This window comes from Ferrovibrio sp. (genome assembly GCF_965278975.1).
Classification (GTDB): domain Bacteria; phylum Pseudomonadota; class Alphaproteobacteria; order Ferrovibrionales; family Ferrovibrionaceae; genus Ferrovibrio.
Map to the genome: position 1 here is coordinate 3864306 of NZ_OZ257126.1, position 23740 is coordinate 3888045.

General features: G+C 63.1%; 23 protein-coding genes. 12 read left to right on the plus strand and 11 right to left on the minus strand.

The annotated features are described in order from the left end of the window. The first annotated feature begins 58 nt into the window (after positions 1-58). Complete coding sequence (locus ACQY7X_RS18345; protein WP_428246859.1) at positions 59-676, plus strand: TetR/AcrR family transcriptional regulator; 618 nt, start codon at positions 59-61, stop codon at positions 674-676. On the opposite strand, the gene ACQY7X_RS18350 is transcribed toward ACQY7X_RS18345, so the two are convergent. Both ACQY7X_RS18350 and ACQY7X_RS18355 read right to left on the minus strand, forming a co-directional pair. After that, complete coding sequence (locus ACQY7X_RS18350; RefSeq protein ID WP_428246860.1) at positions 673-2412, minus strand: RimK family protein; 1740 nt, start codon at positions 2410-2412, stop codon at positions 673-675. The genes ACQY7X_RS18345 and ACQY7X_RS18350 overlap by 4 nt on opposite strands. A 278-nt stretch (positions 2413-2690) precedes the next feature. Continuing rightward, entirely contained in the window at positions 2691-3161 is a 471-nt protein-coding gene (locus ACQY7X_RS18355) for a GNAT family N-acetyltransferase (RefSeq protein WP_428246861.1), read from the minus strand. 106 nt (positions 3162-3267) lie between these two features. Between ACQY7X_RS18355 and ACQY7X_RS18360 the strand changes: the two genes are divergently transcribed. Then, the gene (locus ACQY7X_RS18360; RefSeq protein WP_428246862.1) at positions 3268-3591 is read left to right on the plus strand and encodes a Rap1a/Tai family immunity protein; all 324 of its coding nucleotides are present in this window, start codon (positions 3268-3270) and stop codon (positions 3589-3591) included. Next, a complete protein-coding gene (locus ACQY7X_RS18365; RefSeq protein WP_428246863.1) occupies positions 3582-4754 on the plus strand; it encodes a rhomboid family intramembrane serine protease in 1173 nt (390 codons plus the stop codon). Before ACQY7X_RS18360 ends, ACQY7X_RS18365 begins: the two co-directional genes overlap by 10 nt. Positions 4755-4757: 3 nt before the next feature. Here the strand turns inward: ACQY7X_RS18365 and ACQY7X_RS18370 are convergent, their stop codons facing one another. Together ACQY7X_RS18370 and ACQY7X_RS18375 are read right to left on the minus strand one after the other, a co-directional pair. After that, positions 4758-5822 carry a tartrate dehydrogenase gene (locus ACQY7X_RS18370; protein WP_428246864.1) on the minus strand — a complete coding sequence of 355 codons (1065 nt, stop codon included), beginning with the start codon at positions 5820-5822 and terminating at the stop codon, positions 4758-4760. A gap of 34 nt (positions 5823-5856) precedes the next feature. Then, complete coding sequence (locus ACQY7X_RS18375) at positions 5857-6831, minus strand: tripartite tricarboxylate transporter substrate-binding protein (RefSeq protein ID WP_428246865.1); 975 nt, start codon at positions 6829-6831, stop codon at positions 5857-5859. Between the two features lie 159 nt (positions 6832-6990). On the opposite strand from ACQY7X_RS18375, the gene ACQY7X_RS18380 reads away from it, so the two are divergent. Together ACQY7X_RS18380 and ACQY7X_RS18385 are read left to right on the plus strand one after the other, a co-directional pair. Beyond that, a complete protein-coding gene (locus ACQY7X_RS18380; protein ID WP_428246866.1) occupies positions 6991-7890 on the plus strand; it encodes a LysR family transcriptional regulator in 900 nt (299 codons plus the stop codon). A gap of 75 nt (positions 7891-7965) precedes the next feature. After that, a complete protein-coding gene (locus ACQY7X_RS18385) occupies positions 7966-10257 on the plus strand; it encodes an ankyrin repeat domain-containing protein (protein ID WP_428246867.1) in 2292 nt (763 codons plus the stop codon). Here ACQY7X_RS18385 and ACQY7X_RS18390 read toward each other — a convergent pair. Genes ACQY7X_RS18390 through ACQY7X_RS18415 form a run of 6 tightly spaced genes read right to left on the minus strand, consistent with a single transcriptional unit; the run spans position 10254 to position 15346 of the window. Beyond that, positions 10254-11129 carry an MBL fold metallo-hydrolase gene (locus ACQY7X_RS18390; RefSeq protein WP_428246868.1) on the minus strand — a complete coding sequence of 292 codons (876 nt, stop codon included), beginning with the start codon at positions 11127-11129 and terminating at the stop codon, positions 10254-10256. The genes ACQY7X_RS18385 and ACQY7X_RS18390 overlap by 4 nt on opposite strands. 2 nt (positions 11130-11131) lie before the next feature. Next, positions 11132-12346, minus strand: coding sequence for a molybdopterin molybdotransferase MoeA (locus ACQY7X_RS18395; RefSeq protein WP_428246869.1), 1215 nt, complete (start codon positions 12344-12346; stop codon positions 11132-11134). Between the two features lie 13 nt (positions 12347-12359). Beyond that, positions 12360-12842, minus strand: a complete 483-nt coding sequence (gene moaC, locus ACQY7X_RS18400; RefSeq protein WP_428246870.1) for a cyclic pyranopterin monophosphate synthase MoaC — start codon at positions 12840-12842, stop codon at positions 12360-12362. 5 nt (positions 12843-12847) lie between these two features. Then, entirely contained in the window at positions 12848-13645 is a 798-nt protein-coding gene (trpC, locus tag ACQY7X_RS18405; protein ID WP_428246871.1) for an indole-3-glycerol phosphate synthase TrpC, read from the minus strand. Then, positions 13638-14687, minus strand: coding sequence for an anthranilate phosphoribosyltransferase (trpD, locus tag ACQY7X_RS18410; RefSeq protein ID WP_428246872.1), 1050 nt, complete (start codon positions 14685-14687; stop codon positions 13638-13640). Before trpD ends, trpC begins: the two co-directional genes overlap by 8 nt. Continuing rightward, positions 14684-15346 (minus strand): anthranilate synthase component II, encoded by a 663-nt coding sequence (locus ACQY7X_RS18415; protein ID WP_428246873.1) that lies wholly within the window; start codon positions 15344-15346, stop codon positions 14684-14686. The genes trpD and ACQY7X_RS18415 overlap by 4 nt, the downstream gene beginning before the upstream one ends. 221 nt (positions 15347-15567) lie before the next feature. Here ACQY7X_RS18415 and ACQY7X_RS18420 point away from each other — a divergent pair, with 221 nt between their 5' ends. The 3 genes from ACQY7X_RS18420 to ACQY7X_RS18430 all read left to right on the plus strand — a co-directional run bounded on the left by ACQY7X_RS18420 (position 15568) and on the right by ACQY7X_RS18430 (position 18595). Next, positions 15568-16617 carry a TRAP transporter substrate-binding protein gene (locus ACQY7X_RS18420; protein ID WP_428246874.1) on the plus strand — a complete coding sequence of 350 codons (1050 nt, stop codon included), beginning with the start codon at positions 15568-15570 and terminating at the stop codon, positions 16615-16617. A 155-nt stretch (positions 16618-16772) separates the two neighbouring features. Further along, positions 16773-17276 carry a TRAP transporter small permease gene (locus tag ACQY7X_RS18425; protein WP_428246875.1) on the plus strand — a complete coding sequence of 168 codons (504 nt, stop codon included), beginning with the start codon at positions 16773-16775 and terminating at the stop codon, positions 17274-17276. Beyond that, complete coding sequence (locus tag ACQY7X_RS18430) at positions 17273-18595, plus strand: TRAP transporter large permease (RefSeq protein WP_428246876.1); 1323 nt, start codon at positions 17273-17275, stop codon at positions 18593-18595. Before ACQY7X_RS18425 ends, ACQY7X_RS18430 begins: the two co-directional genes overlap by 4 nt. On the opposite strand, the gene ACQY7X_RS18435 is transcribed toward ACQY7X_RS18430, so the two are convergent. Continuing rightward, on the minus strand, positions 18592-20043 hold the full coding sequence (locus ACQY7X_RS18435) for a diguanylate cyclase (RefSeq protein ID WP_428246877.1): 1452 nt from the start codon (positions 20041-20043) through the stop codon (positions 18592-18594). The two genes, ACQY7X_RS18430 and ACQY7X_RS18435, sit on opposite strands and share 4 nt — an antisense overlap. Positions 20044-20232: 189 nt before the next feature. Here ACQY7X_RS18435 and ACQY7X_RS18440 point away from each other — a divergent pair, with 189 nt between their 5' ends. The 4 genes from ACQY7X_RS18440 (at position 20233) to ACQY7X_RS18455 (ending at position 23692) form a co-directional block, all read left to right on the plus strand. After that, the gene (locus ACQY7X_RS18440; protein WP_428246878.1) at positions 20233-20754 is read left to right on the plus strand and encodes a hypothetical protein; all 522 of its coding nucleotides are present in this window, start codon (positions 20233-20235) and stop codon (positions 20752-20754) included. Between the two features lie 158 nt (positions 20755-20912). Then, on the plus strand, positions 20913-21989 hold the full coding sequence (locus tag ACQY7X_RS18445; RefSeq protein WP_428246879.1) for an ABC transporter substrate-binding protein: 1077 nt from the start codon (positions 20913-20915) through the stop codon (positions 21987-21989). Positions 21990-22088: 99 nt separating this feature from the next. Further along, entirely contained in the window at positions 22089-23129 is a 1041-nt protein-coding gene (gene argC, locus ACQY7X_RS18450; RefSeq protein WP_428246880.1) for an N-acetyl-gamma-glutamyl-phosphate reductase, read from the plus strand. Positions 23130-23140: 11 nt separating this feature from the next. Then, positions 23141-23692: a gamma carbonic anhydrase family protein gene (locus ACQY7X_RS18455; RefSeq protein WP_428246881.1), complete on the plus strand. Its 552-nt coding sequence runs from the start codon at positions 23141-23143 to the stop codon at positions 23690-23692. Positions 23693-23740: the final 48 nt, after the last annotated feature.

Here is a 23740-nt window from a genome sequence, read left to right on the forward strand (position 1 = left end):
GTTCAGAAATTGGTAGTTCAAAAGGCGTGGAATGGCCGGGAAGCGAGTGCAAGACTCCGTGAACGGACAGCGGCGGCGCGGCAGGCCCGCCGATGCCGGCAAGCATGCCGAAATTCTTGAAGTTGCAACACAGGTCTTTCTCGAACGCGGCTATGGCGCCACCAGCATGGACCTGATCGCGCGCCGTGCCCGCGTGTCTAAAATTACCATATACGCGCATTTTTCGAGCAAGGAGACTTTGTTCGCGTCGATCATCGATGCTCTGGCCGGCAAACTCACGCAGGGTATCCAGCGGCTGGTTTGTGACGGTTTGCCGCCGGAGCAGGCGCTGAAACAGATCGGCCGGGCTTATCTCAAGCTGGCTTTGGCGCCGGGTTCGCTGGCCCTGCACCGGCTGGTGGTGGCGGAATCAGCCCGCGTGCCGGGCCTGGGCAAGATCATCCACCGCAGCGGCCCGCGCCCCATCGCGGAGACATTGGCCGACTACCTGAAAGGCCGGCCTGAGCTGCGCATCGGCGATCCCGGCCTGGCGGCGGAACAGTTCCTCGGCATGGTCCTGGGCCACAGCCAGCTTGGCCTGCTGCTGGGCGCGCGGCCGGCGGCGGCAACGCGCGCCAGCATCGACCGCATGGTCGATCATGCCGTGGGGATATTCCTCAGCGGTTGCCGCGCCTAGCTTCTGTTCTTGCCGACGGGGAAGGGCAGGTCGGGATCGTCCTCGCTGCCGCGCGCAACCACCTGCGGGCGGGCGGCGCCCATGGCCTGGCTCAAGACCTGTGACGAGACTTCGGCTGCGATGCGCGCGGCGATTTCGCCGGAAACCTGGGCCGCCACCTTGGCCGCGACCTGGGCGGCAATCTGCGCCGGTGAGGGGGCGCCATTGCCAGGGGTAGCCGGCAGGCTGCTGGCAGCCAGCACGGGCAGCACCGGCGCCGTGGGTGCTGCTTCGTTGTTGCCCGGCCGCTCTTCCAGCCGACGGATGAATTCCTGGATGATGCGGCGGTAAAGCTCATCCTTAAGCACGGCATCTTCTTCGCCCTGGTTGATCGAAGGATTGTCGTTCACTTCGATCACCACCACGCCCTTGGGCGTCTGCTTCAGGTCAACGCCATAGAGGCCGTCGCCGATCAGGTTGGCGGCCTTCAGCGCCATCTGCACGATCTCCTCCGGCGCCTGCTCCACCGGCAGGGTGCGGAAACCGCCTTCGGTGAAGCGGCCGCCTTCGCCATGCTTCACCACCTGCCAATGGCCGCGCGACATGAAATACTGGCAGGCATAGATCGGTTGCCCACGCAGGATGCCGATGCGCCAGTCGAAATCGGTGTAGAGATATTCCTGCGCCAGGATCACATCCGACTCCCGCAGCAGACGGCCGGCGCCTTCCAGCAACTGCGTCCGGTTATCGGCCTTGATGATACCGCGCGAGAAGCTGCCATCGGGGATTTTCAGGATCACCGGATAGGGAATTTCCTGCTCCACCGCCTCGATGCCGCTCTTGTCCAGCACCACGGTCTTGGGCGTCGGGATCTTGTTCGCCTTCAGCAGTTCGGCGAGATAGACCTTGTTGGTGCAGCGCAGGATCGAGGTCGGATCATCGATCACCGCCATGCCTTCCTTCTCCGCACGCTTGGCGAAGCGGTAGGTATGGTGGTCAAGTGCCGTGGTCTCGCGGATGAACAGGGCGTCGTATTCAGCCAGTTCGGCGTAATCCTTTTTCTCGATCAGCTCGACTTCCACGCCCATCTGCTCGCCGATGCGCATGAATTTCTGCAAGGTGCGGCGGTCGGAAGGTGGCAGTACGTCTGCTGGGTTATGCAGCACGGCCAGCGAATATTTCGCCACGCTCTTGGCTTTGGGCGCCCGCCAGCCGGCGCGCGTGTAGGCGTCCAGGGCATGCTCGAAGAATTCCTGCTGCTCCGGCTTCAGGTCGCTCAAGGCCATCGGGCGGATCGAGGCGATATGCCAGCCGTCTTCCGGCGAGATATTCAATTTAAGCAGCGGGCAGCGGAATTCATCGAACACGCGCCGCGCCAGGTCGGGGAAGCGCAGGTCGTCGCTGCGGCCGAAGAAGATGTTGATCGAGAAGGGCGCGGTCGGCACCATCACCAGCTTCTTCAACTGCTGTGCCAGCAGTTCATCCAGTTCCGGCAGCGCATGGGTGTAGATGCTGCGCTCGCGCAGTTCCAGGATGGTCTTTACGCTGGGGATTACCTTCTGGTTCCGCGCCTCGGCCAGCAGCGAGCAGTAATAGCCATAGCCGAGGTAGGAATAATCCTTCGACAGGTTGATGATCTTGGCGCGCTTGTCCTGCACCAGGTCTGGCCGGGTGATGAATTCGCGGTTGTTGAGCACCAGGCATCCCGGATTGCGGTAATGGAACTGGGTCTTGCGCTCGACGATAATGACGTGCATGCGGCTTCGGTCTCTAGGGTCCGGACCCATTGGGGCTAGGCCCGGGATTGGTCAGGGAAGGCCACCGGTTAGGAGCAAATCGCAGCGCGTAGTGGGGCTACGGGCAAGATTTGCGACGACATCCGGCGGCCTTCCCTGACCAACCCTTACGGGCGCTGTGCTTTTCTTGCCTGGCGTTGTCGAAATCCCTCACCGATGCACCACATCGCTTTCGGGCTTTCTCCTAGCCAGGCAAGAAAATCACACCGTCACGGGCCTAGCCCCAATGGGTCCGGCCCCTAGCTGCGGGCGGCGAGGCGCTTGATCAGACGCAATGCGTCGGCACCGTCCTGGTAATACTGCCTCAGCCGGCCGGCTTCTTCATAACCGGATTCGCGATAGAGCGCGAGGGCGGCTTTGTTACGGTCTGCGACTTCAAGCCGCATCTCGTCGGCGCCTAATTTTCGGGCGGTCTGCTCCAGGGCCGTCAGCAGCCGGCGGGCCAGGCCATGGCCGCGCCAGTCTGGATGCACGGCGATGGAATAGAGCCTTGCCGCCGACGTATCCGCCCGGGTGAAGATCAGCCCAGCGGCGGCAAGCCGCCCGGCGGCGGGCGCGATCACCCGCAGATGGGCGCGCGGCGAGGCCAGAGCCCGGGCATAGGAACGGCGGGAAAAGCGGTCGGTGGCGAAGCAGGTTTCCTCCAGCGCCACCAGGGCGTCGAGGTCGGAGGCCAGAGCGGGGCGCAGATGAGGCTTGCCCGCTGCCACGGACTTGCCTAAGCCTGATACTGTTTCTGCCGCCACTGGACCCGTCATGCCCTTGTCTGTCGCTTATGATGCTAGCCTCGCTCTATGGCGAAACAAGGGCAAGCTGATGCTGGCGCTTTTTATCTTGCCGCTGACTTTTCTGCTGCCATTGGCGGCTGCCGCCGCGGAACCGCAGAAGCCGGCCCTAACTCCGGCACCGAACGTTGATGAGCGGCCCTGCCGCTCGCGGGATGCCTATTGCCAGGGCTATGTTGCCGGTATCCTCGACAGCCTGCGCATCGCCGGCAGCGTCTGCCTGCCGGAAGCCGTGCCGGCGCCCCGGGTGGAGTTTATCGTGCGTGACTGGCTGGCGCTCAATCCATCCCTGGTCTCCCAGGCCGGCGCCGAACTGATCGCCAATGCCTTGCGAAAGTCGTTTCCATGCAAATAGTACGTGGCCCTGGTAATGACTCAGGCCAGGAGCCGGAAAAAGAGGCCGCCGAAGCCGCCGATATCCAGGCCTTTGCCTGGCTGCTGGCCTATAACCGGCCCGAATTGCCTCTGTTGTTCAAATGGCTGGTCGGGATCAATGTGGCGGTTTTCGTCGCCCTGCTGCCGCTTGGCGCCGGTCTGATCGAGGCCAATTCCTCGGTGCATCTGGCCTGGGGCGCCAATTTCGGCCCGGCCATTGCCGGCGGGCAATACTGGCGCCTGCTCACTGCTGCCTTCCTGCATTTCGGCCTGGTGCATCTGGCCTTCAACATGATGGCGCTCTGGAGCCTGGGCAGCCTGGCCGAGCGGCTCTATGGCCGCTGGCCCTTCCTAGTGATCTATCTCGGCGCGGCGGTGATCGGCAGTCTCGCCAGCGTCTATTTCAGCCCCGACCGCACGGTGAGCGCCGGTGCCTCGGGCGCCATCTTCGGGCTGGGTGGCGCGCTGGCCAGCTTCTGGCTGCGCAACGGCAAGGCGGTGCCGTTGAGTGTGCTGCGCGGGCAATGGGTCAACCTCGCCCTGTTCATCGGCTTCTCGGTCTATATGGGCATCACCGCCAGCGGCATCGACAATGCCGCCCATGGCGGTGGCTTCGTCGGCGGCGCCCTGCTGGGCTACCTGCTCACCACGCCGCTGCAACAGCCGCGCATCGCCGGGCCGCGCCAGCTTACCCTCGGCATTGGCGCCATCCTGCTCAGCCTGGCGGTCATCCTGCCGATCCTGCCCGAGCCGGCCTACCGCTACCCGGTGGAGCAACCCATCGCGGATGCCATCGATGCCGCTTTCCGTGAGGATACGCGGCTGGCCAATATTTCCAAGAAACTGAACGAGGAACGCACCAAGCTGACGCCGCAAAGCTACCGCCAGCGCATCGAGAGCGAGCTGCTGGAACCCTGGCGCGAGGTGGCGCGCAGCCTCAATGGCTACGACACACGGCCGGAAAGCCGGATCGCCGAGCGGCTGCTGGCGGCGCAGCAATATGCCGGGCTGCGGGTGAAGCTCTATGAAGCCTATGTCGCCGGTCTGCGTGGCGACCGCGCCCGGATGCGCGAGGCGGAAGCGGTGGCGGAGCAGTTGCCCGCCGCCATCGCCGCCATCAAACGCAGCCTGGAAGCGCGCTAGGGATCAGCCCTTCGCCACCACTGCGGCGATGGCCTTGCCGACATCCTGGGTGTTGGCCTGGCCGCCCATGTCCGGCGTGCGCGGTCCCGCCACCAGCACTTCCTCGATGGCCTTGAGGATGGCGTCGGCAGCCTTCTGGTGGCCGAGATGCTCCAGCATCATGGCGCCGGACCAGACCTGGGCGATCGGGTTGGCAACACCCTTGCCGGCGATATCCGGCGCCGAGCCATGCACCGGCTCGAACAGCGACGGGAAGGCGCCTTCCGGGTTCAGGTTGGCCGAAGGCGCGATGCCGATGGTGCCGGTGCAGGCCGGTCCGAGATCGGACAGGATGTCGCCGAACAGGTTGGAGCCGACCACCACATCGAACCAGTCGGGATGCAGCACGAAATGTGCCGTCAGGATGTCGATATGGAACTTGTCGACCCGCACATCGGGATACTTCTTCGCCATCTCCACCACGCGCTCGTCCCAATAGGGCATGGTGATCGAGATGCCGTTCGACTTGGTGGCCGAGGTGAGATGCTTCTTCGGCCGCTTCTGAGCCAAGTCGAAGGCGAATTTCAGGATACGATCAGTGCCGGTGCGGGTGAGGAAGGTTTCCTGGACCACGAACTCGCGGTCGGTGCCACCGAACATGCGGCCGCCGACCGAAGAATACTCGCCCTCGGTATTCTCGCGCACGACATAGAAGTCGATATCGCCCGGCTTGCGGTTGGCCAGCGGCGAGGGGATGCCCGGCATCAGGCGCACCGGGCGCAGGTTCACATACTGGTCGAACTCGCGGCGCCACTTGATCAGCGAACCCCAGAGCGAGATATGGTCCGGCACCTTCTCGGGCCAGCCGACGGCGCCGAAGAAGATAGCGTCATGGCCGCCGATCTGCTGCTTCCAGTCCTCCGGCATCATCATGCCGTGCTTGAGATAGTAGTCGCAGCTCCAGTCGAAGCTGTCGAAGCTGAAATCGATGCCGAACTTGCGCGCGGCGGCATCGAGCACGCGCAGGCCTTCGGGGACGACTTCCTTGCCGATGCCGTCGCCAGGGATAACCGCAATTCTATGAGCCATGATGTTGCTTCGCTTTCGTTATACTCAAAATCGGTCAGTCGGCGTATTGACCCGCCGCATTGATGATCGGCGCCCATTTGGCGATCTCGCTTTCCAGATGGGTGCGGAGCGCCGCCGGCGTCGCCCGCTCAGGCGCCACCGGCGTGGTGCCGATATCGTTGAAACGCTTTACCAGATCGGGCTCATGCAGCGCCACCTTCAAGGCCGCCGAGAGCTTCTCGACGATGGCCGCCGGTGTGCCCTTGGGCGCATAGAGACCATGCCAGACATTGACCTCGAAGCCCTTGAGGCCGGCCTCGTCGGCGGTCGGCAGGTCGGGTAGCTGCGGGATGCGCGTCAGCGTGGTGGCGGCATAGGCCTTCACCTTGTTGGTGCGGATCTGGCTGATGGTGTTGGTGGTCTGGTCGCAGGTCAGGTCCAGCGTCTTGCCCAGCAGGTCCTGCATCACCGGCGCATTGCCGCGATAGCTCACGGTGTTGAGCTGCGCCTTGGTGGCGCTCATGAACAGCATGCCGCAGAGATGCGAGGCGGCGCCGATGCCGGCATTGCCGTAGCTCACCTTGCCGCCTTCCTTCTGCACATAGGCGATCAGTTCGGCCAGGTTGTTCGGCGGCAGGTCGTCGCGGCCGATGATGGTCATGGGCGCGTCGGTGAGCAGGCCGATGGTGGCGAAGGCGGTCTTGGTGTCGTAGGGCAACTTGCGGTACAGCGTCGCGGCGGTGGAAATGCCGACATGGTGCACCAGCAGGGTATGGCCGTCCGGCTCGGCGGTGGCGACGCGGTTGGCGCCGATGGTGCCGCCGGCCCCGGTGGCGTTCTCCACCACGATCTGCGCGCCGCCGAGCTGTTTCGAGAGGCCCTGGGCGGTGAGGCGGCCGACCGTATCGGTGGCGCCGCCAGCGGCAAACGGCACCACAATGGTGATGGTCCGGCTGGGATAGCTGGCCTGGGCTTCTGCTTGACCAGTGGCCAGCAGCAAAGCGGCTGTGGCGATCCATGCTGCGCGCATCTCGGTTTCTCCCTGATTGTCCCGGTTTCCCTCGGCTGCTTTGGCCGGGGCTTTTGTCTTTGCGGGGTTGAGACTAGGGTTTCGCCTAAGCCGCCCGCAAATGCCGATCCAGCTTCATTCGATGCCGGATCGGCATAATGGGCCGGGAGGGGAAGAACGGTGGAAATCACCTGGCTGGAAGATTTCGTGGCGCTGGCGGAGCATATGAACTTCTCCCGCGCCGCCGCCGCACGGCAGGTGACGCAGCCGGCCTTCGGCCGCCGTATCTCAGCCCTGGAACGCTGGGTCGGGGCGCCGCTGGTGGACCGCGAGACGCATCGTTTGAGCCTGACCGCCGCCGGGGCACAATTCCTGCCTGTGGCCGAGGAAACCATCCGCCGTCTGCGCCAGGGCCGGCGCGAGGCACTGGATGCCGCCAACATCGCGGCCTCGTTGCGCTTTGCCGCCACCAATGCCCTGGCACTGACCTTCTTTCCCGCCTGGCTGCGGCAATTGGGTGCCCCTGTTTCCAGCAACGCCATCAATCTGGTGGCGGATAACATGCAGGGCTGCGAGCAGATCATGCTGGATGGTCAGGCGCAGTTCCTGCTTTGCCATTACCATGCGGCGGCGGCGACGCGGCTGAACCCAAACGACTTCGCTTCGGTGAAACTCGGCATGGATACCCTGGTGCCGGTGAGCGCGCCGGACGCAAACGGCCAGCCGTTGCATGCCTTGCCCGGCAGCCCGGAGCAGCCGCTGGCTTATCTGGGCTTCAGCGAGCAATCCGGCATGGGCCGCATTCTCAGCGCAAGCTGGGCGCAGGATGGCTGTGCGGCGCATCTCAAGCCGGTATTCACCTCCCATGTCGCCGTGGTGCTGAAATCGCTCGCCGCCGATGGCCGTGGCGTCGCCTGGGCGCCGTTGAGCCTTGTTGCCGATGATCTTGCCGCGAAGCAGAGTCTGGTGCGGGCTGGGGGTGAGGAATGGGACATCGCCATGGAAATCCGCCTCTACCGTCCCCGCGCACGGCAGAACAGCAATGCAGAAGCCTTCTGGAAAATGCTGAAAGAAGCGTAGGGCTGAGATCGTCCTCTGCCATGCCTGTCGAATCAGTATAAAATCCGGGTCTGCTTTCGGCCAATGGGTGCATCAATGAACAGGCGCGTGGTTGCTGGTCTGGCGTTGCTGGTGGTGCTGGGCGGCGTAGCGGTTTGGGTTTTGCAGGCAAGCCACAAGGCTGCACCCGCCATACCTGAAACCACGATTGAGCAATCGCTGCCCATCGCCGTTCTAACCGACAGCCGGCCAGGCGCCTATGATGATTTCCGCCGCCTTGTTGCCTACCTGCAATCCAACCTGGAGCGGGTGGCAGCCGGGCAGGAGCCTTGGCCGTTGCCGGCCAAAGACGACGCCCAGCCATTGACGCTGATCGTGACTGCCTTGGCGCAGTATCTGCGCGGTGATATGGCGGGGATGGATGCAAGCCTGACGGAGATGTATCGCCGCCTGCCGGACCTGCAGCCGGCAGCCATCGAGTGGAATGGCGTCATCGATCTTGCTGAACGGCGCCCAGGGGGTATTCCCGAGGCGGCATTTTATCTCGCTCTTGATCATGCCTCCCGCCAGCTAAGTGATGAACGGGGAAGTGCGCTGGCCCGCCTGTTCGCCGCTTTGCGCAAGGCGGATGCCTGGCTCTATTACCGCCATACCGGGCCGGTTGGGGATAACACTAACCCGCTGATACGCGGCGCGAATTACTACCCCGAACCGATGCTGCTGGCTTTGCCATGCCGTGTTCTGCTGGGACGTGCGGTGGAAATGGCGGCGCTTCACCGGCAATTCGGCCCACTCAGCGTCAATCTGCTGTCTTGCCCGGATTACAAATATGCCGCCGAAGTTGATTACGCCGCGTTGGAAAAGCAGTGGCATGAATTGAAACAGTTGCCGGTCAACGAGCGCAAGGCGCCGGCTGGGAGTGCCGCGCCGCGGTCTCAGGCGCCGCAAGCCACGCCTGCCTTGCCTTGGAATCTCCAGCAAGCCATTGGCTACATGGCCGAGAACCCAGATGCCGCGGAGCCTCTGCTTGCTAAAGCTGCGGAGGAGGCGCCGCGAGGCATCCTGGATTACATCCTGTTCCTGCACGCTTTTCGTTCCGCCGATCCGATGCTGCGGCAGCGGATCGAAGCGCTGAGCAAGAAATTATGGCCGTATCTCTCGCCGTATGACGAAAACAGCAGCGTATCCGGCACATTGGATGAACCGGTGGAGTATGACGGCAGCGATGAATCGCTGATCGCCTTTATCCGCTGGGCATCCTTCACCGGCAAGGATGTGCAGGAGAAGAGTTATCGCAGTTATCTGATTCCCTGTGCCGTGTTGCAGGCCAGGCCGGAACTGATCGAGGCGACCGTGCCGGCTTTCTATAGCGGCAATGATTATGCATTGCCGGCTTCCGGTTGTGGCTTGCGTGGCGATATCCGTGGCTTTCCCACTGAAGCAGTAGAGGCTTTTCAGCAGGCATCGACAGCAGCCGATGGCGACTTCCTGAACAGCTACCAGGGCACAATGGTCAAGGGGCATTATGTGGAGAAGGCCGCGACCTTGAGCCGGGTGGCCCTGAACCCGCGTTATTATCTGGAATTCGAAGATCCTGGTGTTGCCTTTCCTTATGAAATGTGGGGGCTGGCCAGCCTGGCGAATTACCGCATCAGCCTGCGTGTAAAGCAGTATTACGAAAACGCCTTGGAAGCATTGGTGCGCTATTACGCACCGCAGAACCTGAGCGATGATGAGCGCCGGTTGGCCGCCAGGAATGGCCTGTTCAGCCTTGTCTATGGCGCCGATTGCGGAGCCGGCATGATGCAGGATGCCATTGATCTTCCCCAGCCTGCCGCTGGTGTTTCTGGCTCGGATGCGATCCGGCGCGGCTTGCTGGAACGCGCGCCGTTGAGCGAGATCGCCGCCAGAATTGCCGGAAATGAGCTTAAGCAGAAAGCTCAGGCTGCGGGATGTGGCTGGGCCGAACCCTTGCTGCATAGCGCCATCGGCTATCACGAAGCCTTGCCGCTGCTGCTGAAGGCCGGCATTGATGTGAATGAGGGCAATTTCTTTGGCAAGACCGCGCTCATGGCAGCGGCACAATTCGATTTGCAGGAAAGCATGGGCCATCTCCTGCAAGCCGGCGCGCAAGTGAATACCAGCACATGGCTGAGCCAGGATACGCAACAGCCGTTGCGCCATGATGCTCGCACACCGCTGATGTATGCGGCGGCCAATGCTTCCTTGCCGATAATCAAGCGGCTGCTCAGGGCCGGTGCCGACCCATATCAGGCCGACACGCAGGGCAGGCGTGCCATAGATTATCTGCTGGGCTATGGCCCGGTGCCACCGAACCCGAAGCTTTTGCCAGAGGAAATGGCCGAGGCGGCGCGGCTGCTGTTCTAGGACGGCAGCGCGATCACCGCGTCGCGGTGGCTGATGCTGCGGCTTGCGCAATCGAAGCGCATCAGGTCTTCACCCACCAGCACCGGGCCGGTGAAATCGGCGCGCACTTCCGCCAGCAGCTTGGCGCGGTCGAACACCACCGGCACGAAGTGGTTGAGGATCAGGCATTTCACCTGTGCCTCGCGGGCGACCTTGCCGACTTCGGTGGACAGCGTGTGGTAGCTCGCCACGCTCTGGATGGTTTCCGGCCCGCGCACACCGGGCAGGGCCAGCATCTCGCGGTGGATGAAACATTCATGCACCAGGGCATCGGCATCTTTCGCGGCAGCGATCAGTTCCGGGCAATAGGCGGTATCGCCGCTGAAACCGACGCGGTGCTTGCCATCATCGAATACGAAGCCGAAGGCCGCCGTCACCGGCTGGTGCCGCACGGCGATGGCGGTGATGCTCAGTCCGCCTTCACGGATCACCATGCCGTCCTCCAGTTCCGTCACCTCAAGCTGCAAGGCCGTGGTGCTGGGGCGTTTCTCATGGGCGATGCGGGCGTCCAACTCCGGCTTCCACAGGGCCATCAGGCCGGCGGTATAGGCCTTGGTGCCGCGCGGGCCATAGATGCGCTGGGGCTTGTCGCGGCCCTGATGCCAGGAGGAAACGATCAACTGGTAGAGATCGACCAGATGGTCGGAATGCAGATGCGTCAGCAGGATGGCGTCCAGCCGCTTGCCGGCGGAACCGGCGCCAAGCAGCCGCTGGGTCACGCCGGAGCCGCAATCCACCAGATAATGCTTGTCCTGCCAGTCGAGCAGGCTGGCCGGGCCATAACGCTCGGTGGAGACTTGCGGGCAGCCGGTGCCAAGGAGTGTGACTTGCATAATCAGCGCCGCAGTCTGAGGAACGGCACCATCTCACCGGCTTTTACCGGCGGTGCCAGGGCTGGGCGGATCACCAGGCCATCGGCGTCGGTGAGCAGGCGGAGCATGGAGCTATCCTGCTTCGACGAGGCATCCACCGTCACGCGGCCCTCGGCATCCTGGCGCAGCCGGGCGCGCAGGTAATCCTCGCGTTTGTCGTTGGCGGCCAGATCCGTGGCGCTCGGCACCAGTTCGGTCGGCAGGCTCCAGTCGAGGCCCAGCATGGCGAAGATCGCCGGGCGCAGGAACAACTGGCCGCAGACCATGGCCGAAACCGGATTGCCGGGCAGGCCGAGCAGCGGAATGCTGCCTTTGTCGCGCAGATCGGCGCGGCCGAACATCAGCGGCTTGCCCGGCCGCATGGCGATCTTCCAGAAATCGATGCCGCCGCTGCCGGCGCCCAATACCTTGTGGATCAGGTCATGTTCGCCGACGCTGGCACCGCCCAGCGTGATCAGCAGGTCGCAGCCGGCGCCGGCTTCCGCCTTCTCGCGCAAGTCTGCTTCCGTGTCGCGCGCGATACCCAGATCGACGGCCTCGCCACCGGCCTCCGTCACCAGGGCGCAGATGCCGAAATTGTTTGACGACACGATCTGGTTCTGGCCGATGGGATCGCCGGGGCGGGCGAGTTCGTCGCCTGTCGCCAGCACGGCGATGCGTGGCTTGCGCCGCACCGGCAGCCAGGGCCGGTTCATCGCGGCGGCCAGGGCAATATCTGTCGGCCCGAGCAGGCGGCCCTCGGGCAGCAGCGCGTCGCCCTCGTTGAAATCGAGGCCGGCGCGGCGGATCCACTGGCCCGGCTTTGGCGCCTCGCGCACGGTGAGCAGGCCATCGCCGCCCAGATCGGCGTCTTCCTGGATCACGATGGCATCGGCGCCGGCGGGCAGCGGCGCACCAGTGAAGATGCGTACGGTCTCACCCAGGCCGACAATACCCTCGAAGCGGCCACCGGCGGCAACGGCACCGATCGGTGTCAAGGTGGTGGGGATGCTGCCGAGATCTGCCTGGCGCGCGGCCCAGCCATCCATGGCGCTGACGGCGAAGGGCGGCTGGGTACGGCGCGCCGTCAGGGCCTCCGCCAGTACACGGCCCAGACTGCTTTTAAGCGACACCGTTTCAGCCGGCATGCGTGGCAGCGCGGCCAGGATGCGGGCGCGGGCGTCGCTCACCGGGATCATGGGTTTACCGGGATCATTTCGCCTCGAAGGTGCCGGACTTGCCGCCGGATTTATGCAGCAGGCGCAGATCGGTGATGGTCATGCCGCGATCCACGGCTTTCACCATGTCGTAGAGCGTCAATGCTGTCACACTGGCGGCGGTGAGAGCTTCCATCTCCACGCCGGTCTTGCCCTTGAGCTTGCAGGTGGCGGTGATGTCGATGCAGTTGAGCTTGCGCACCGGCTTCAATTCCACCGTCACCTTGGTCAGGGCCAGCGGATGGCAGAGCGGAATCAGTTCATGCGTCCGCTTCGCCGCCATGATGCCGGCGATCCGTGCCGTTGCCAGCACATCGCCCTTTGGCGCATTGCCCGAGAGGATCAGTTTCAGCGTGGCTGCCTGCATATGCACGCGGGCGCCGGCCATGGCTACGCGCTCGGTCTCGGCCTTGTCGGAGACATCGACCATATGGGCATGGCCCTGGTCGTCGAGATGCGAGAGCTTTGCTTTCGCCATGATTATTAAGCCTTGCCGGTCAGCAGCAATTGCGTTGCCGCACGGACATCCGGCTGGCGCATCAGGCTTTCGCCGACCAGGAAGCAATGTGCGCCGATCCTGGCCATGCGGTCGAGATCGGCCTTGGTGTAGAGGCCGGACTCAGATACCAGCGTGTAGCCTGCCGGCACCAGGGCGGAGAGCGCCTCGGAAGTGGCGAGGTCCACATCCAGCGTCTTGAGATTGCGGTTGTTGACGCCGAGCAGCCTCGATTTCAGTTTCAGCGCCCGCTCGGTTTCGGCTGCATCATGCACTTCCACCAGCACATCAAGGCCGAAAGCAATCGCGGCGGCTTCCAGTTCGGCGGCCTGGGCATCGCTTAAACACGCCATGATCAGCAGGATGCAATCGGCGCCCAGCGCGCGCGCTTCGGCCACCTGGTAGGTGTCGAGCATGAAATCCTTGCGGATGATCGGCAGCGGCACGGCGGCGCGGGCCTGCCGGAGATATTGATCGCTGCCCTGGAAATACGGCTCGTCGGTGAGCACGCTGAGGCAGGCGGCTCCCCCATCCTGATAGGCGCGGGCCAGTGAGGGCGGATCGAAATCGGCGCGGATCAGGCCCTTGGAAGGCGAGGCTTTCTTGATCTCGGCGATCAGGCCATAGCCACCAGCGGCAACCTTGGCTTTCAGCGCGGCATGGAAACCACGCGGCGGCACGGTCAGGCGCGCCTCGGCTTCCACTTCGGCATAGCTTTTGGCGGCCTTGGCCTTGGCGATATGCACCAGCTTGTCGTCGCAGATTTTCGCCAGCACGTCACTCACTGGCGACCTCCGGGATGGTCTCGTGGGTGATCTCCACCAGCTTCGCCAGCGTGGCCCGTGCCTTGCCGCTGTCGATGGCATCGGCGGCAATCCGCGCACCTTCCTTCAAGTCCTTGGCGCGGCCGGCAATCAGCAGTGCGGCGCCGGCATTGAGCAGCACGATATCGCGGAAGGCGTTCTTCTCGCCGCCGAGCACGCCGCGCAATGCCACGGCATTGGTCACCGGATCATCGCCTTTCAGCAGGTCGAACGGCACGCGCGAGAGGCCGGCATCTTCCGGCACCACTTCGAAATCCGTCACCATGCCGTTATTGAGTTCCGACACATAGGTCGGGCCGGTGAGGGTCATTTCATCCAGGCCGTCCGAGCCATGCATGACCCAGACGCGCTCGGAACCGAGCTTGCCCATCACTTCCGCCAGCGGCCGCACCCATTGCCTGGCGAACACGCCAAGCAACTGGCGTTTCACAAAAGCCGGATTGGAGAGCGGCCCAAGCAGGTTGAAGATGGTGCGGGTGCCGAGTTCAACGCGGGTCGGGCCGACATGGCGCATGGCGCCATGATGGCGCGGTGCCATCAGGAAGCCGACACCGGCTTCATTGATAGCCTTCTCGATCAACCGCATGTCGCAATCGATATTGACGCCCAGGGCGGTAAGTACGTCTGCGGCGCCGGTCTTGGATGACAGCGCGCGGTTGCCATGCTTGGCGACCGGCACGCCCGCACCCGCCACCACCAGGGCCGAGCAGGTGGAGACATTCCAGGTGCCCTTGGCATCGCCGCCGGTGCCGACAATGTCGATGGCGCCATCGGGCGCCTTCACACTGGTGACCTTGGCGCGCAAGGTCAGCGCGCCGCCGGTGATCTCGTCCACCGTCTCGCCGCGCACGCGCAACGCCATCAGGAAGCCGCCCATCTGCGACGGCGTGGCATTGCCAGACATCATCACGTCAAAGGCGAGGCGGGAATCTTCGACGCTTAAAGAGGCACCGCCGGCCACCTGGTTGAGCAGGCGCTTGAAACTGTCGATATCGGCGCTCATGCCGCCTGGCCCCCAGGCTGACTCTGGCTGGACTGGCCCTGGCTGGCTTGCGCCTTCACGGCCTTTTCCAGCACCTCGTCCTCAACGCCGAGGCCGCAGCCGCGCAGGAAATTCGCCAGCATGCGCAGGCCATGTTCGGAGGCGATGCTTTCGGGGTGGAACTGCACGCCATGCACCGGCAGGGCGGCATGGGCCAGGCCCATCATCACGCCATCCTCGGCATAGGCATTGCCGCGCAGCGAATTCGGCATGGTCTCGGGCGCCACGGTCAGCGAGTGATAGCGGGTAGCGAGGAAATCCTGCGGCAGTCCGGCGAATACGCCTGTGTTGTCATGCTTGATGCGGCTCAGCTTGCCATGCAGCGGCTTCGGCGCGCGCACCACCTGGCCGCCGAAAGCCTGGCCGATGGCCTGATGCCCCAGGCAGACGCCGAAGATCGGCGTGGTATCGGAAGCGGCATGGATCAGGTCCAGGCAGATGCCGGCGCGGTCCGGATCGCAGGGTCCGGGAGACAGCACGATGCCGTTCGGCTTCAGCGCCATAACCTCGCGCACCGACTTCTCGTCGTTGCGGAATACTTCCACTTTCTGGCCCAGCATCCCGAAATAGTGGACCAGGTTCCAGGTGAAGCTGTCGTAATTGTCGATCAATACCAGCATGAGCGCCTCTGCTAAGCGGTCGCACCGTAAAGCATTTCAGCCTTTGGGTGAACCGCCGTGACAGGGGGATTTTACGCACCGGGCCGGAATGGGGAAGGGCTTTCCATATCTGGAATGATATGGAAAGGCATCAAACTATAATCTCAACATACCTTTATTATGATAGAATCTGCGCCTAAACTGCCCGTTAGACAACAAGAAACCAACCAGGGAGTGAAACTATGGGTATCGGTCGTCGCCGTTTCCTGACCCTTGCCGGTGCTGCCGCCGTGGCTTCACCAATGGTCATCCGCAACGCCCGCGCACAGGCGCAGGTGACCTTGAAGCTGCACCATTTCCTGCCCGCCGTGTCCAATGTGCATACCAAGCTGTGGACGCCCTGGGCGAAGAAGCTGGAAACCGAGTCCGGCGGCCGCCTGAAGGTGGATATTTTCCCGGCGATGCAGCTTGGCGGCGCTCCGCCGCAGTTGTTCGATCAGGCGCGCGATGGCGTTGCCGATCTGGTCTGGACCCTGCCGGGCAACACGCCGGGCCGTTTCCCGGGCGTTGAAGTATTCGAACTGCCTTTCGTCGCCGCCAAGCGCGGCATCGCCAATGCCCAGGCGACGCAGGAATTCTACGAGACCTACCTGCGCGAGGAATTCAAGGAAGTGCATCCCATCGTGGTCTGGTCGCATGACGGTGGCCTGATCCACGCCTCCAAGCCGGTCAAGACCATGGAGGACCTCAAGGGCATGAAGCTGCGCTCGCCGACGCGCTTTGCCGGCGAAGCGCTGAAAGCATTGGGCGCCACCGGCATCCCGATGCCGATTCCGCAGCTGCCCGAGGCGCTGGCGCAGAAGGTGCTCGATGGCTGCGTTATCCCGTGGGAAGTGGTGCCCGCGGTGAAGGTGCACGAACTGGTGAAGAACCATATCGAGATCCCGGGTTCGCCGACGCTCTACACCGCCACCTTCATCCTGGCGATGAACAAGGCCAAGTATGCCTCGCTGCCCGCTGATCTGAAGCAGATACTGGACGCCAATTCCGGCCAGGCACTGGCCAAACTGGCCGGGCAGATGTGGGATAACGAAGGCCTCGCGGTTTCCGACATGGTGCGCAAGCGCTCCAATTCGATCACCGCGATCAGCGCCGATGAAGCGGCGCGCTGGCGCAAGACGACGCAGCCGGTGATCGATGACTGGATCAAGGCGATGAAGGACAAGGGCGTCGATGGCGGCAAGATGCTGGAGCAGGCCCGCGCCCTGGTGGCCAAGTACGACAAGGCCTGATGCCGTTTGCAGGTGCAATGAATGCCCGGGTTTCGACCCGGGCATTTCTTTTGCACCGAAGTAATGTGTGTAAACGAAATAGACATGGATGCCGGCGCGGAAGCGTGGCAAGAGGGTTGCGGGGGCAAGCGGCAAACCGCGATGGGTGAGCAGGCATGAATGACAACGACACTTCAGGCGACGAGCAGCGCGCCGTGCTGGCCGGCATCACCCGTCCGCTGGCAATCCTCGGCGGCTTGATGGTGATGGCTTCGGCCTTCGTGGTCATGGTCAGCGTTGCGATACGTGGCAGCGGGCTGGGCGCCATCGGCGGCGATTTCGAGATCGTGCAGATGGCTACGGCGTTGTCGGTCTTCTGCTTCCTGCCCTATTGCCAGGCACGGCGCGGCAATATCGTGGTGGATACCTTCACCAACTGGCTGCCGCGGCGTGCCCGCGATCTGCTCGATGTGCTGTGGGATATCGTCTATGCCGTGATGGCTGGCATCATTTCGCTGCAATTGCTGCGCGGTGCCATGGACACGATCAGGAGCAACACGGTTTCCATGGTGCTGGGACTGCCGACCGGCTGGGCCATCGGCGTGGCTTCCGTGCTGGCCGCCATACTCTGCATCGTCACCCTTGCCACCGCCTGGGCAATGATCCGGAGGAAGCCATGAGCGGCCTGATCCTTGGCCTTACGGCCTTCGTGGCAATGCTGGGGCTGATTGCCCTGCGCATGCCGGTGGGCCTCGCAATGCTGGTGGTGGGCAGTGTCGGCTACACGCATCTGACCAGCGGCGCGATCTTTCTGAACTATCTGAAATCGACGCCGTATCATCTGTTTTCGAACTACACGCTTTCGGTAATCGCGCTGTTCATCCTGATGGGGGCTTTCGCCGAGCGCGGCGGCCAGTCGCGCAACCTGTTCCTGGCAGCGGCGGCAATGGTCGGCAAGGTGCGCGGCGGCATGGCCATGGCGGTGATCTGGGCGGCCACCATCTTCGCTGCCATCTGCGGCTCGTCGGTCGCCACCACGGCTACATTCGGCCGCGCCGTGCTGCCGGAACTGAAGCGCTACAAATACAGCAATGCGCTGGCTACCGGCACGATCGCGATCAGCGGCGTGATCGGCATTCTGATTCCGCCGTCGATCATCCTGGTGGTCTACGCCATCTCTACCGAACAGAATATCGTCAAGCTGTTCTCGGCGGCGCTGATCCCGGGGCTACTGGCTTCCGTGTTCTATACCATCGCCATTGCCTGGACGGTGCGGCGCGATCCTGCCGCCGGTCCGGTGCAGGAAATCCAGTTGCAAGGGCCGGAGCGCCGCCGCGTGCTGCTGCGCGTATGGGGCTTCATGGGCGTGGTGCTGCTGGTTCTCGGCGGCATTTATGCCGGCATCTTCACGCCCACGGAGGGGGCGGCGGTCGGCACCATGGCGACTTTCCTGCTGGCGCTGAGCCAGCGCGAACTGAACTGGGACTCGATCAAGACCTGCCTGCTGCAGACCGGCGAAACGGCGGCGATGATCTTCGCCATCCTGCTGGGTGCCGAAGTGTTCAATGCCTTTCTGGCCTTGACGCAACTGCCGATGCAGCTTGCCGATACCATTGCCGGCTCGGGCCTGCCGCCTTATGGCGTGATGGTGCTGCTGCTGGTGGCCTATCTGGTGCTTGGCGCGGTGATGGACGAACTGGCAATGATCCTGCTCACCTTGCCGATCTTCTTCCCGGTGGTGATGGCGCTGGATTTCGGCATGCCGCCGGACGATGTGGCGATCTGGTTCGGCATCCTGGTGCTGGTGGTGGTGGGCATCGGCCTCACCGCGCCGCCGATCGGCATGAATGTGTTCGTGGTCAGCGCCATCGCCAAGGATGTACCCATCGCAACGACCTATCGCGGTGTGCTGCCCTTCATCGCCGTCGATATTGTCCGGCTGGCCCTGCTCACGGCCTTCCCGGTGATCTCGCTCTGGCTGATGCGGCTGCTGGATTAGGCCGCGCCGTCGGTGCTGAGGGCCACCTGGTTGCGGCCATTGGCCTTGGCCTTGTAGAGCGCCTTGTCGGCCATGGCGAGCTGGTAGGCCAGCGGCGCATCCGACTGTGGTGCGCCGGATATGCCAATGCTGACGGTCGCCTGGACAGGCGTACCGTCGGTCGCCAGGGTTATGGCGGCGGCAAAAGCGAAGCGTATGCGCTCCGCGATGATCAGAGCATTGGCCTGATCGCAATCCGGCAGCATGATGGCGAATTCCTCGCCGCCGAAGCGAGCGAACAGGTCACTGGCGCGAAGGTTCTGCTGCACCACCTGGGCCAGAGTGATCAGCACGGCATCACCGGCGGCATGGCCGAAACTGTCATTTAGCCGTTTGAAATGGTCGATATCCAGCATCAGCATGGCGCTCGGTCTGGACTGCTCGGCAAGCCGGCCGGCGGCGACCTGGCTACGCTCGTCGAAGGCGCGGCGGTTCAGTGCGCCGGTAAGATGGTCGTGATCAGCGATATGCTGCAGGCGGTCGAGTAATTCCTGGCGGGCCGCCATGATACTGGCAACGGTGATCGGCGTGATCGCTACCAGCATGACACCCAGCCGGATCGAGAGCAGCGTTGCGCCGCTATGGGTGGTGCCTGCCTCGCCGATAAAACCGGTCGACAAGGCCAGCAGGGTATAGGCGCTGAAAGCCAGAGCCAGCAGCGCGGTAGTGAAGCGGCCATAGGATACGGCACACCACAGCAATGCCGGCACCGGTACGGCCACGGCGCCGGGGCCACCGATGAATTTTGCGCCGAGGCAGGAAACCACCAGAGCCAGGAAGGGCAGCGGACTGATGCGCGTGGCAAGCCGGAAGGCAGTTTGCCGCCGCTCGATCTGTCCCAACCGCAGATCCGGCGCAGTCAGGATCACCGGCACGATGGCGATGTAGTTCACCAGCTCGGTGACGAACCACAGGATTCCGGTATGCAGCAGGTCGTAGTCGAACATCATGATGCCGGAGCAGGCACCGGCAATTGCGCCGGCAGCGGATGCCCCCACAAGCCCCAGTACCATCTGCAACACCGAAAGCGGACTGTTCAGCAGGCGTATGCTGTTGCTGAACTGCCTGAACACGATCAGGCCCGCCGCGACGCCGGCCAGGTTGACGCTGGAAAGCCATAGCGCCTTGCCTGGCGCGGTGCCCGCAATCAGATCGGCGGCGATATAGCCGCAAGCAGCGGCAATCCAGCCAATCGGTGTTGACCAGGAGGGATTGCGCACCAGCAGGCCGAGCAGCACGGCATTGGCAATCCAGAAGGCGGCAAGCTGACCAATCGGTCGCGTGAAGATGCCGAAGAGGGATGCGGCGAAAACCGCCAGCCCAAGGATACCGGCTTGGAGCAGCGGCGATTTCCAGGTGCCATTTGTGGCCGCAATCTTCTGCTGCTCCAGGATGCTTATGCTCCGCATGTGCCGCACCGATTTCAGGCAGAGATTTGATTTTCTCCCGACAAAATCGCTTGTAACACCGCTTTCTCGTGCGTGTAAACATACCGCATCCGCGCCATTGTAATCAGCGCTTTATTTTTCTTTGTGCTCGCGGAGATAGCGAAACCTACTCAGTCGTATACCGTTTTTTCCCGCGAAAAACCTGGAGTAATGATCATTTCTGGCGTGGCTTATGTGGCCTTTGATGCTGATGAGATTGTGATGCGCCGCGCCCTCAGATCATTATATGCTAGTGCATCAGCCAAGCGTTGGTTGCAGGGGGGCATGGCACTACTATCCGGACAGGTCGCTTTCGAGATCGACGACGACGAACGGCTCACCACCATCGTCTTCCTTGGCCCTGTGACCGATCAGCAGATCATCGATCTCTACACTGCCGGCGGTTTCGATGACGCCGCGATCAGCGGTTATAATTTTCTGTTCGATCTGCGCCACACGCGCTGGATTCCAGATCCCGCAACGGTGCGTCAGCTCGCCTTGCGCATACGCCAGATTCGCGAGCAGGCCGGGGCAGGGGCCGACCAGCGGCGCATCGCCGCCGTGCGGCGTGACAATCCTGAAGTCTATGCCGCTACCCACGGCGCCCGGACGCAAACCGAGGTGGGGCAGGAGCGGCTACGCTATTTCAATGACATTGACGCCGCGCGGGTCTGGCTCAAGGGCTGCGCGTGAATTGAATACAATCAAGCGGTTAGCTTCGCCGCATGTCGGCGTGGTGTTTAAATAGTCAATGTTTTTGAATAACTTATGATCTAATTGCCGAATCTATAGGCGCGACAAAAACTAGGCAGGACCTAGAATGGCGGGAACCATAACAAATGGAGCCTCCCATGCCCGCCACCCGCCTTTCCGGCAAAACCTCCCGCCCCATCCTGAAGCCTTCGCGCCGCGCGCTGCTTGCCACCTCGGCTGCCGCCCTGGCCGCGCCTTTCATGCCGAAGCGGATTTATGCGCAGACGGCAAAGACGGCGGTGAAATTCTCCCTCAACCTGCCGCGCAACGGCACCAACTCGCCGTTCATCTACGCGCTGGAGAAGGGCTACTTCGCCGCCGAAGGCATCGAGATCACCGCCATGGACCCGGCCTCGGGCGCCGATGCGTTACAGCGCGTGGCGTCGATGACCTATGATGCCAGCTTCGCCGATCTCACCTCGCTGAGCGAATTCTATGCCGGCTTTCCGGAGCAGGTGCCGCTGGCGGTGTTCAATATCTACAAGGTGACGCCGGCCGCCATTGTGAGCTGGAAATCCTCGAAGATCGTCAAGCCGGCCGACCTGATCGGCAAGACCGTGGGCGGGCCATTAACGGACAATGCCTTCAAGCTGTTCCCGGTTTTCTACAAGGTGAACGGCCTCGATCCGGCGGCGGTGAAGTTCAATAATGTCGATCTGCGCTTGCGCGAAAGCCAGTTGATCCGCCGCGAAGTCGATGCAGTCACCGGCTTTGACTCCACGGTGTGGCTGAACCTGAAGGGCCTGGGCCACAAGATCGAGGATGTCTCGATCATGCTTTATGCCGATCACGGCCTGGATTTCTATGGCAACTCGGTGGTGGTCTCGCGCAAATTCCTTAAGGACAACGAAGCCGCCATCCCGGGCATCTGCCGCGCCGTTTGCCGCGGCTGGCAGGATGCGATGAAGAATTCCAAGGCGGTGACCGACGCCCTGGTGAAGGCCGATGCCCTGGTGAAGCCGGATATCGAGCAGGACCGCCTGGAATGGGTGCTGACTCATCAGGTCAAAACCGAGGAGGGCAGGAAGCTCGGCCTCGGCGCCATCGATCCGGCCAAGCTGCAGCGTGGCATCAACACCATTGCCGGCGCCTATAACCTGTCCAAGGTCGCCACCGTGGACGCCATCTGGTCGGATAAATACCTGCCGCCCGCCAGTATGCGGGCTATCGCCTAACCCCGGATTGCACCGGAACAATTTAGCTATTCCCCTGCCGCCCGGCGGGCGCTATATCGATGCGGCGTTTTCATCGCCAACCGATAGGAGTGCAGGACCATGGATACGATCCGGGTCGCGATTTTGGGTGCCAGCGGTTATACCGGCGCGGAGCTGCTCCGCCTGCTGGTGCGGCATCCGCGCGTCCGCATCGTGGCGCTCACCGCCGACCGCAAGGCCGGCGAGGGCATCGAGACCGTGTTCCCGCAATTCCTTGGCTATGACCTGCCCAAGCTGGTCACGATCAAGGAAGTGGATTTCAGCGGCGTCGATGCCGTGTTCTGCGCGCTGCCGCATGGCACCACGCAGGAAGTGATCGCGGGCCTGCCCACGCATCTCAAGGTGATCGACCTCTCGGCCGATTTCCGGCTCACCAGCCTGGAAGATTACGCCAAGTGGTATGGCCATGAGCACCGGGCCCCGGAGCTGCAGAAGGAAGCCGTCTATGGCCTTACCGAGGTCTACCGCGACCAGGTGAAGCAGGCGCGGCTGGTGGCCAATCCGGGCTGCTATCCGACCTCGGCGCAACTGCCGCTGATCCCGCTGCTGCAGGCCGGCCAGATCGATCCCGATGACATCGTGATCGATGCCAAGTCGGGCGTTTCGGGTGCCGGCCGCGCGGCCAAGGAAGGCTCGCTGTTCTGCGAAGTCACCGAGGGCGTGCATGCCTATGGCGTTGCCTCGCATCGGCATGGCCCGGAGATCGAGCAGATCCTCTCGGAAGCCACCGGCCAGCCGATCATGGTCAACTTCACGCCGCATCTGATGCCGATGAGCCGCGGCATGCTGTCGAGCATCTATGTGAAGCTCAAAGATGGCGCCACGGCGGAAGACCTGCGGGCCACGCTGGTCAAGCGTTATGCCGACGAAGCCTTTGTGAAGGTGGTGCCGCAGGGCGTGTCGCCGCAGACCCGTCATGTGCGCGGCACCAACCTGGCGCATATCGGCGTGTTCGCCGATCGCTTGAAGGGCCGTGCCATGCTGTTCTGCACCATCGACAACCTGATGAAGGGTGCGAGCGGCCAGGCGGTACAGAACTTCAACGTCATGTACGGCATCCCGGAGACTGTCGGGCTGGATCAGCTCGCGATGTTCCCGTAAGGCCGATTGCCATGCCCGTGACCAAGCCCGTGCAGCAGCCGCTGATCCTGCCCTTCGGCGACCAGTATCCGCGCATCGCGGCGGATGCCTTCATCGCGCCGAATGCCGTGGTGGTCGGCGATGTGGAAATCGGTGCCGGCAGTTCGCTGTGGTTCAATGTCACCGTGCGCGGTGACGTGCATTCGATCCGCATCGGCGCCGGCACCAACATCCAGGATGGTACGGTGGTGCATGTCACCACCGACCGTTTCTCCACCACCATCGGCGACAACGTGTCGGTAGGCCACATGGCGCTGCTGCATGGCTGCGTGCTGGAGGATGGCGCCTTCGTCGGCATGACCGCGACGGTGATGGATGGCTGTGTCGTCGAAGGCGGTGGCATGCTGGCCGCCGGCGCACTGCTCACACCAGGCAAGCGCGTCAAGGCCGGTGAACTCTGGGCTGGCCGCCCGGCGGCGTTCCTGCGTCCGATCCAGGACAAGGAGGTGGCGATGATGCAGAACACGCCACGCCATTACGCCGCGCTTGGCGTGAAATACCGCGCCACTCTGGCTGGTATTTAAGTCAAAAATTTAAGGATTTGTTGACGAATCCAACGGCATTTTGCGGGA

Excerpts from the sequence above, each read along its gene's own strand:
- ACQY7X_RS18350 (WP_428246860.1), bottom strand. The coding sequence starts at position 2,412 with ATGCACGTCATTATCGTCGAGCGCAAGACCCAGTTCCATTACCGCAAT.
- ACQY7X_RS18360 (WP_428246862.1), top strand. The coding sequence starts at position 3,268 with ATGCTGGCGCTTTTTATCTTGCCGCTGACTTTTCTGCTGCCATTGGCG.
- ACQY7X_RS18365 (WP_428246863.1), top strand. The coding sequence starts at position 3,582 with ATGCAAATAGTACGTGGCCCTGGTAATGACTCAGGCCAGGAGCCGGAA.
- ACQY7X_RS18370 (WP_428246864.1), bottom strand. The coding sequence starts at position 5,822 with ATGGCTCATAGAATTGCGGTTATCCCTGGCGACGGCATCGGCAAGGAA.
- ACQY7X_RS18375 (WP_428246865.1), bottom strand. The coding sequence starts at position 6,831 with ATGCGCGCAGCATGGATCGCCACAGCCGCTTTGCTGCTGGCCACTGGT.
- ACQY7X_RS18385 (WP_428246867.1), top strand. The coding sequence starts at position 7,966 with ATGAACAGGCGCGTGGTTGCTGGTCTGGCGTTGCTGGTGGTGCTGGGC.
- ACQY7X_RS18390 (WP_428246868.1), bottom strand. The coding sequence starts at position 11,129 with ATGCAAGTCACACTCCTTGGCACCGGCTGCCCGCAAGTCTCCACCGAG.
- ACQY7X_RS18395 (WP_428246869.1), bottom strand. The coding sequence starts at position 12,346 with ATGATCCCGGTGAGCGACGCCCGCGCCCGCATCCTGGCCGCGCTGCCA.
- moaC (WP_428246870.1), bottom strand. The coding sequence starts at position 12,842 with ATGGCGAAAGCAAAGCTCTCGCATCTCGACGACCAGGGCCATGCCCAT.
- trpD (WP_428246872.1), bottom strand. The coding sequence starts at position 14,687 with ATGAGCGCCGATATCGACAGTTTCAAGCGCCTGCTCAACCAGGTGGCC.
- ACQY7X_RS18415 (WP_428246873.1), bottom strand. The coding sequence starts at position 15,346 with ATGCTGGTATTGATCGACAATTACGACAGCTTCACCTGGAACCTGGTC.
- ACQY7X_RS18420 (WP_428246874.1), top strand. The coding sequence starts at position 15,568 with ATGGGTATCGGTCGTCGCCGTTTCCTGACCCTTGCCGGTGCTGCCGCC.
- ACQY7X_RS18425 (WP_428246875.1), top strand. The coding sequence starts at position 16,773 with ATGAATGACAACGACACTTCAGGCGACGAGCAGCGCGCCGTGCTGGCC.
- ACQY7X_RS18430 (WP_428246876.1), top strand. The coding sequence starts at position 17,273 with ATGAGCGGCCTGATCCTTGGCCTTACGGCCTTCGTGGCAATGCTGGGG.
- ACQY7X_RS18435 (WP_428246877.1), bottom strand. The coding sequence starts at position 20,043 with ATGCGGAGCATAAGCATCCTGGAGCAGCAGAAGATTGCGGCCACAAAT.
- ACQY7X_RS18440 (WP_428246878.1), top strand. The coding sequence starts at position 20,233 with ATGATCATTTCTGGCGTGGCTTATGTGGCCTTTGATGCTGATGAGATT.
- ACQY7X_RS18445 (WP_428246879.1), top strand. The coding sequence starts at position 20,913 with ATGCCCGCCACCCGCCTTTCCGGCAAAACCTCCCGCCCCATCCTGAAG.
- argC (WP_428246880.1), top strand. The coding sequence starts at position 22,089 with ATGGATACGATCCGGGTCGCGATTTTGGGTGCCAGCGGTTATACCGGC.
- ACQY7X_RS18455 (WP_428246881.1), top strand. The coding sequence starts at position 23,141 with ATGCCCGTGACCAAGCCCGTGCAGCAGCCGCTGATCCTGCCCTTCGGC.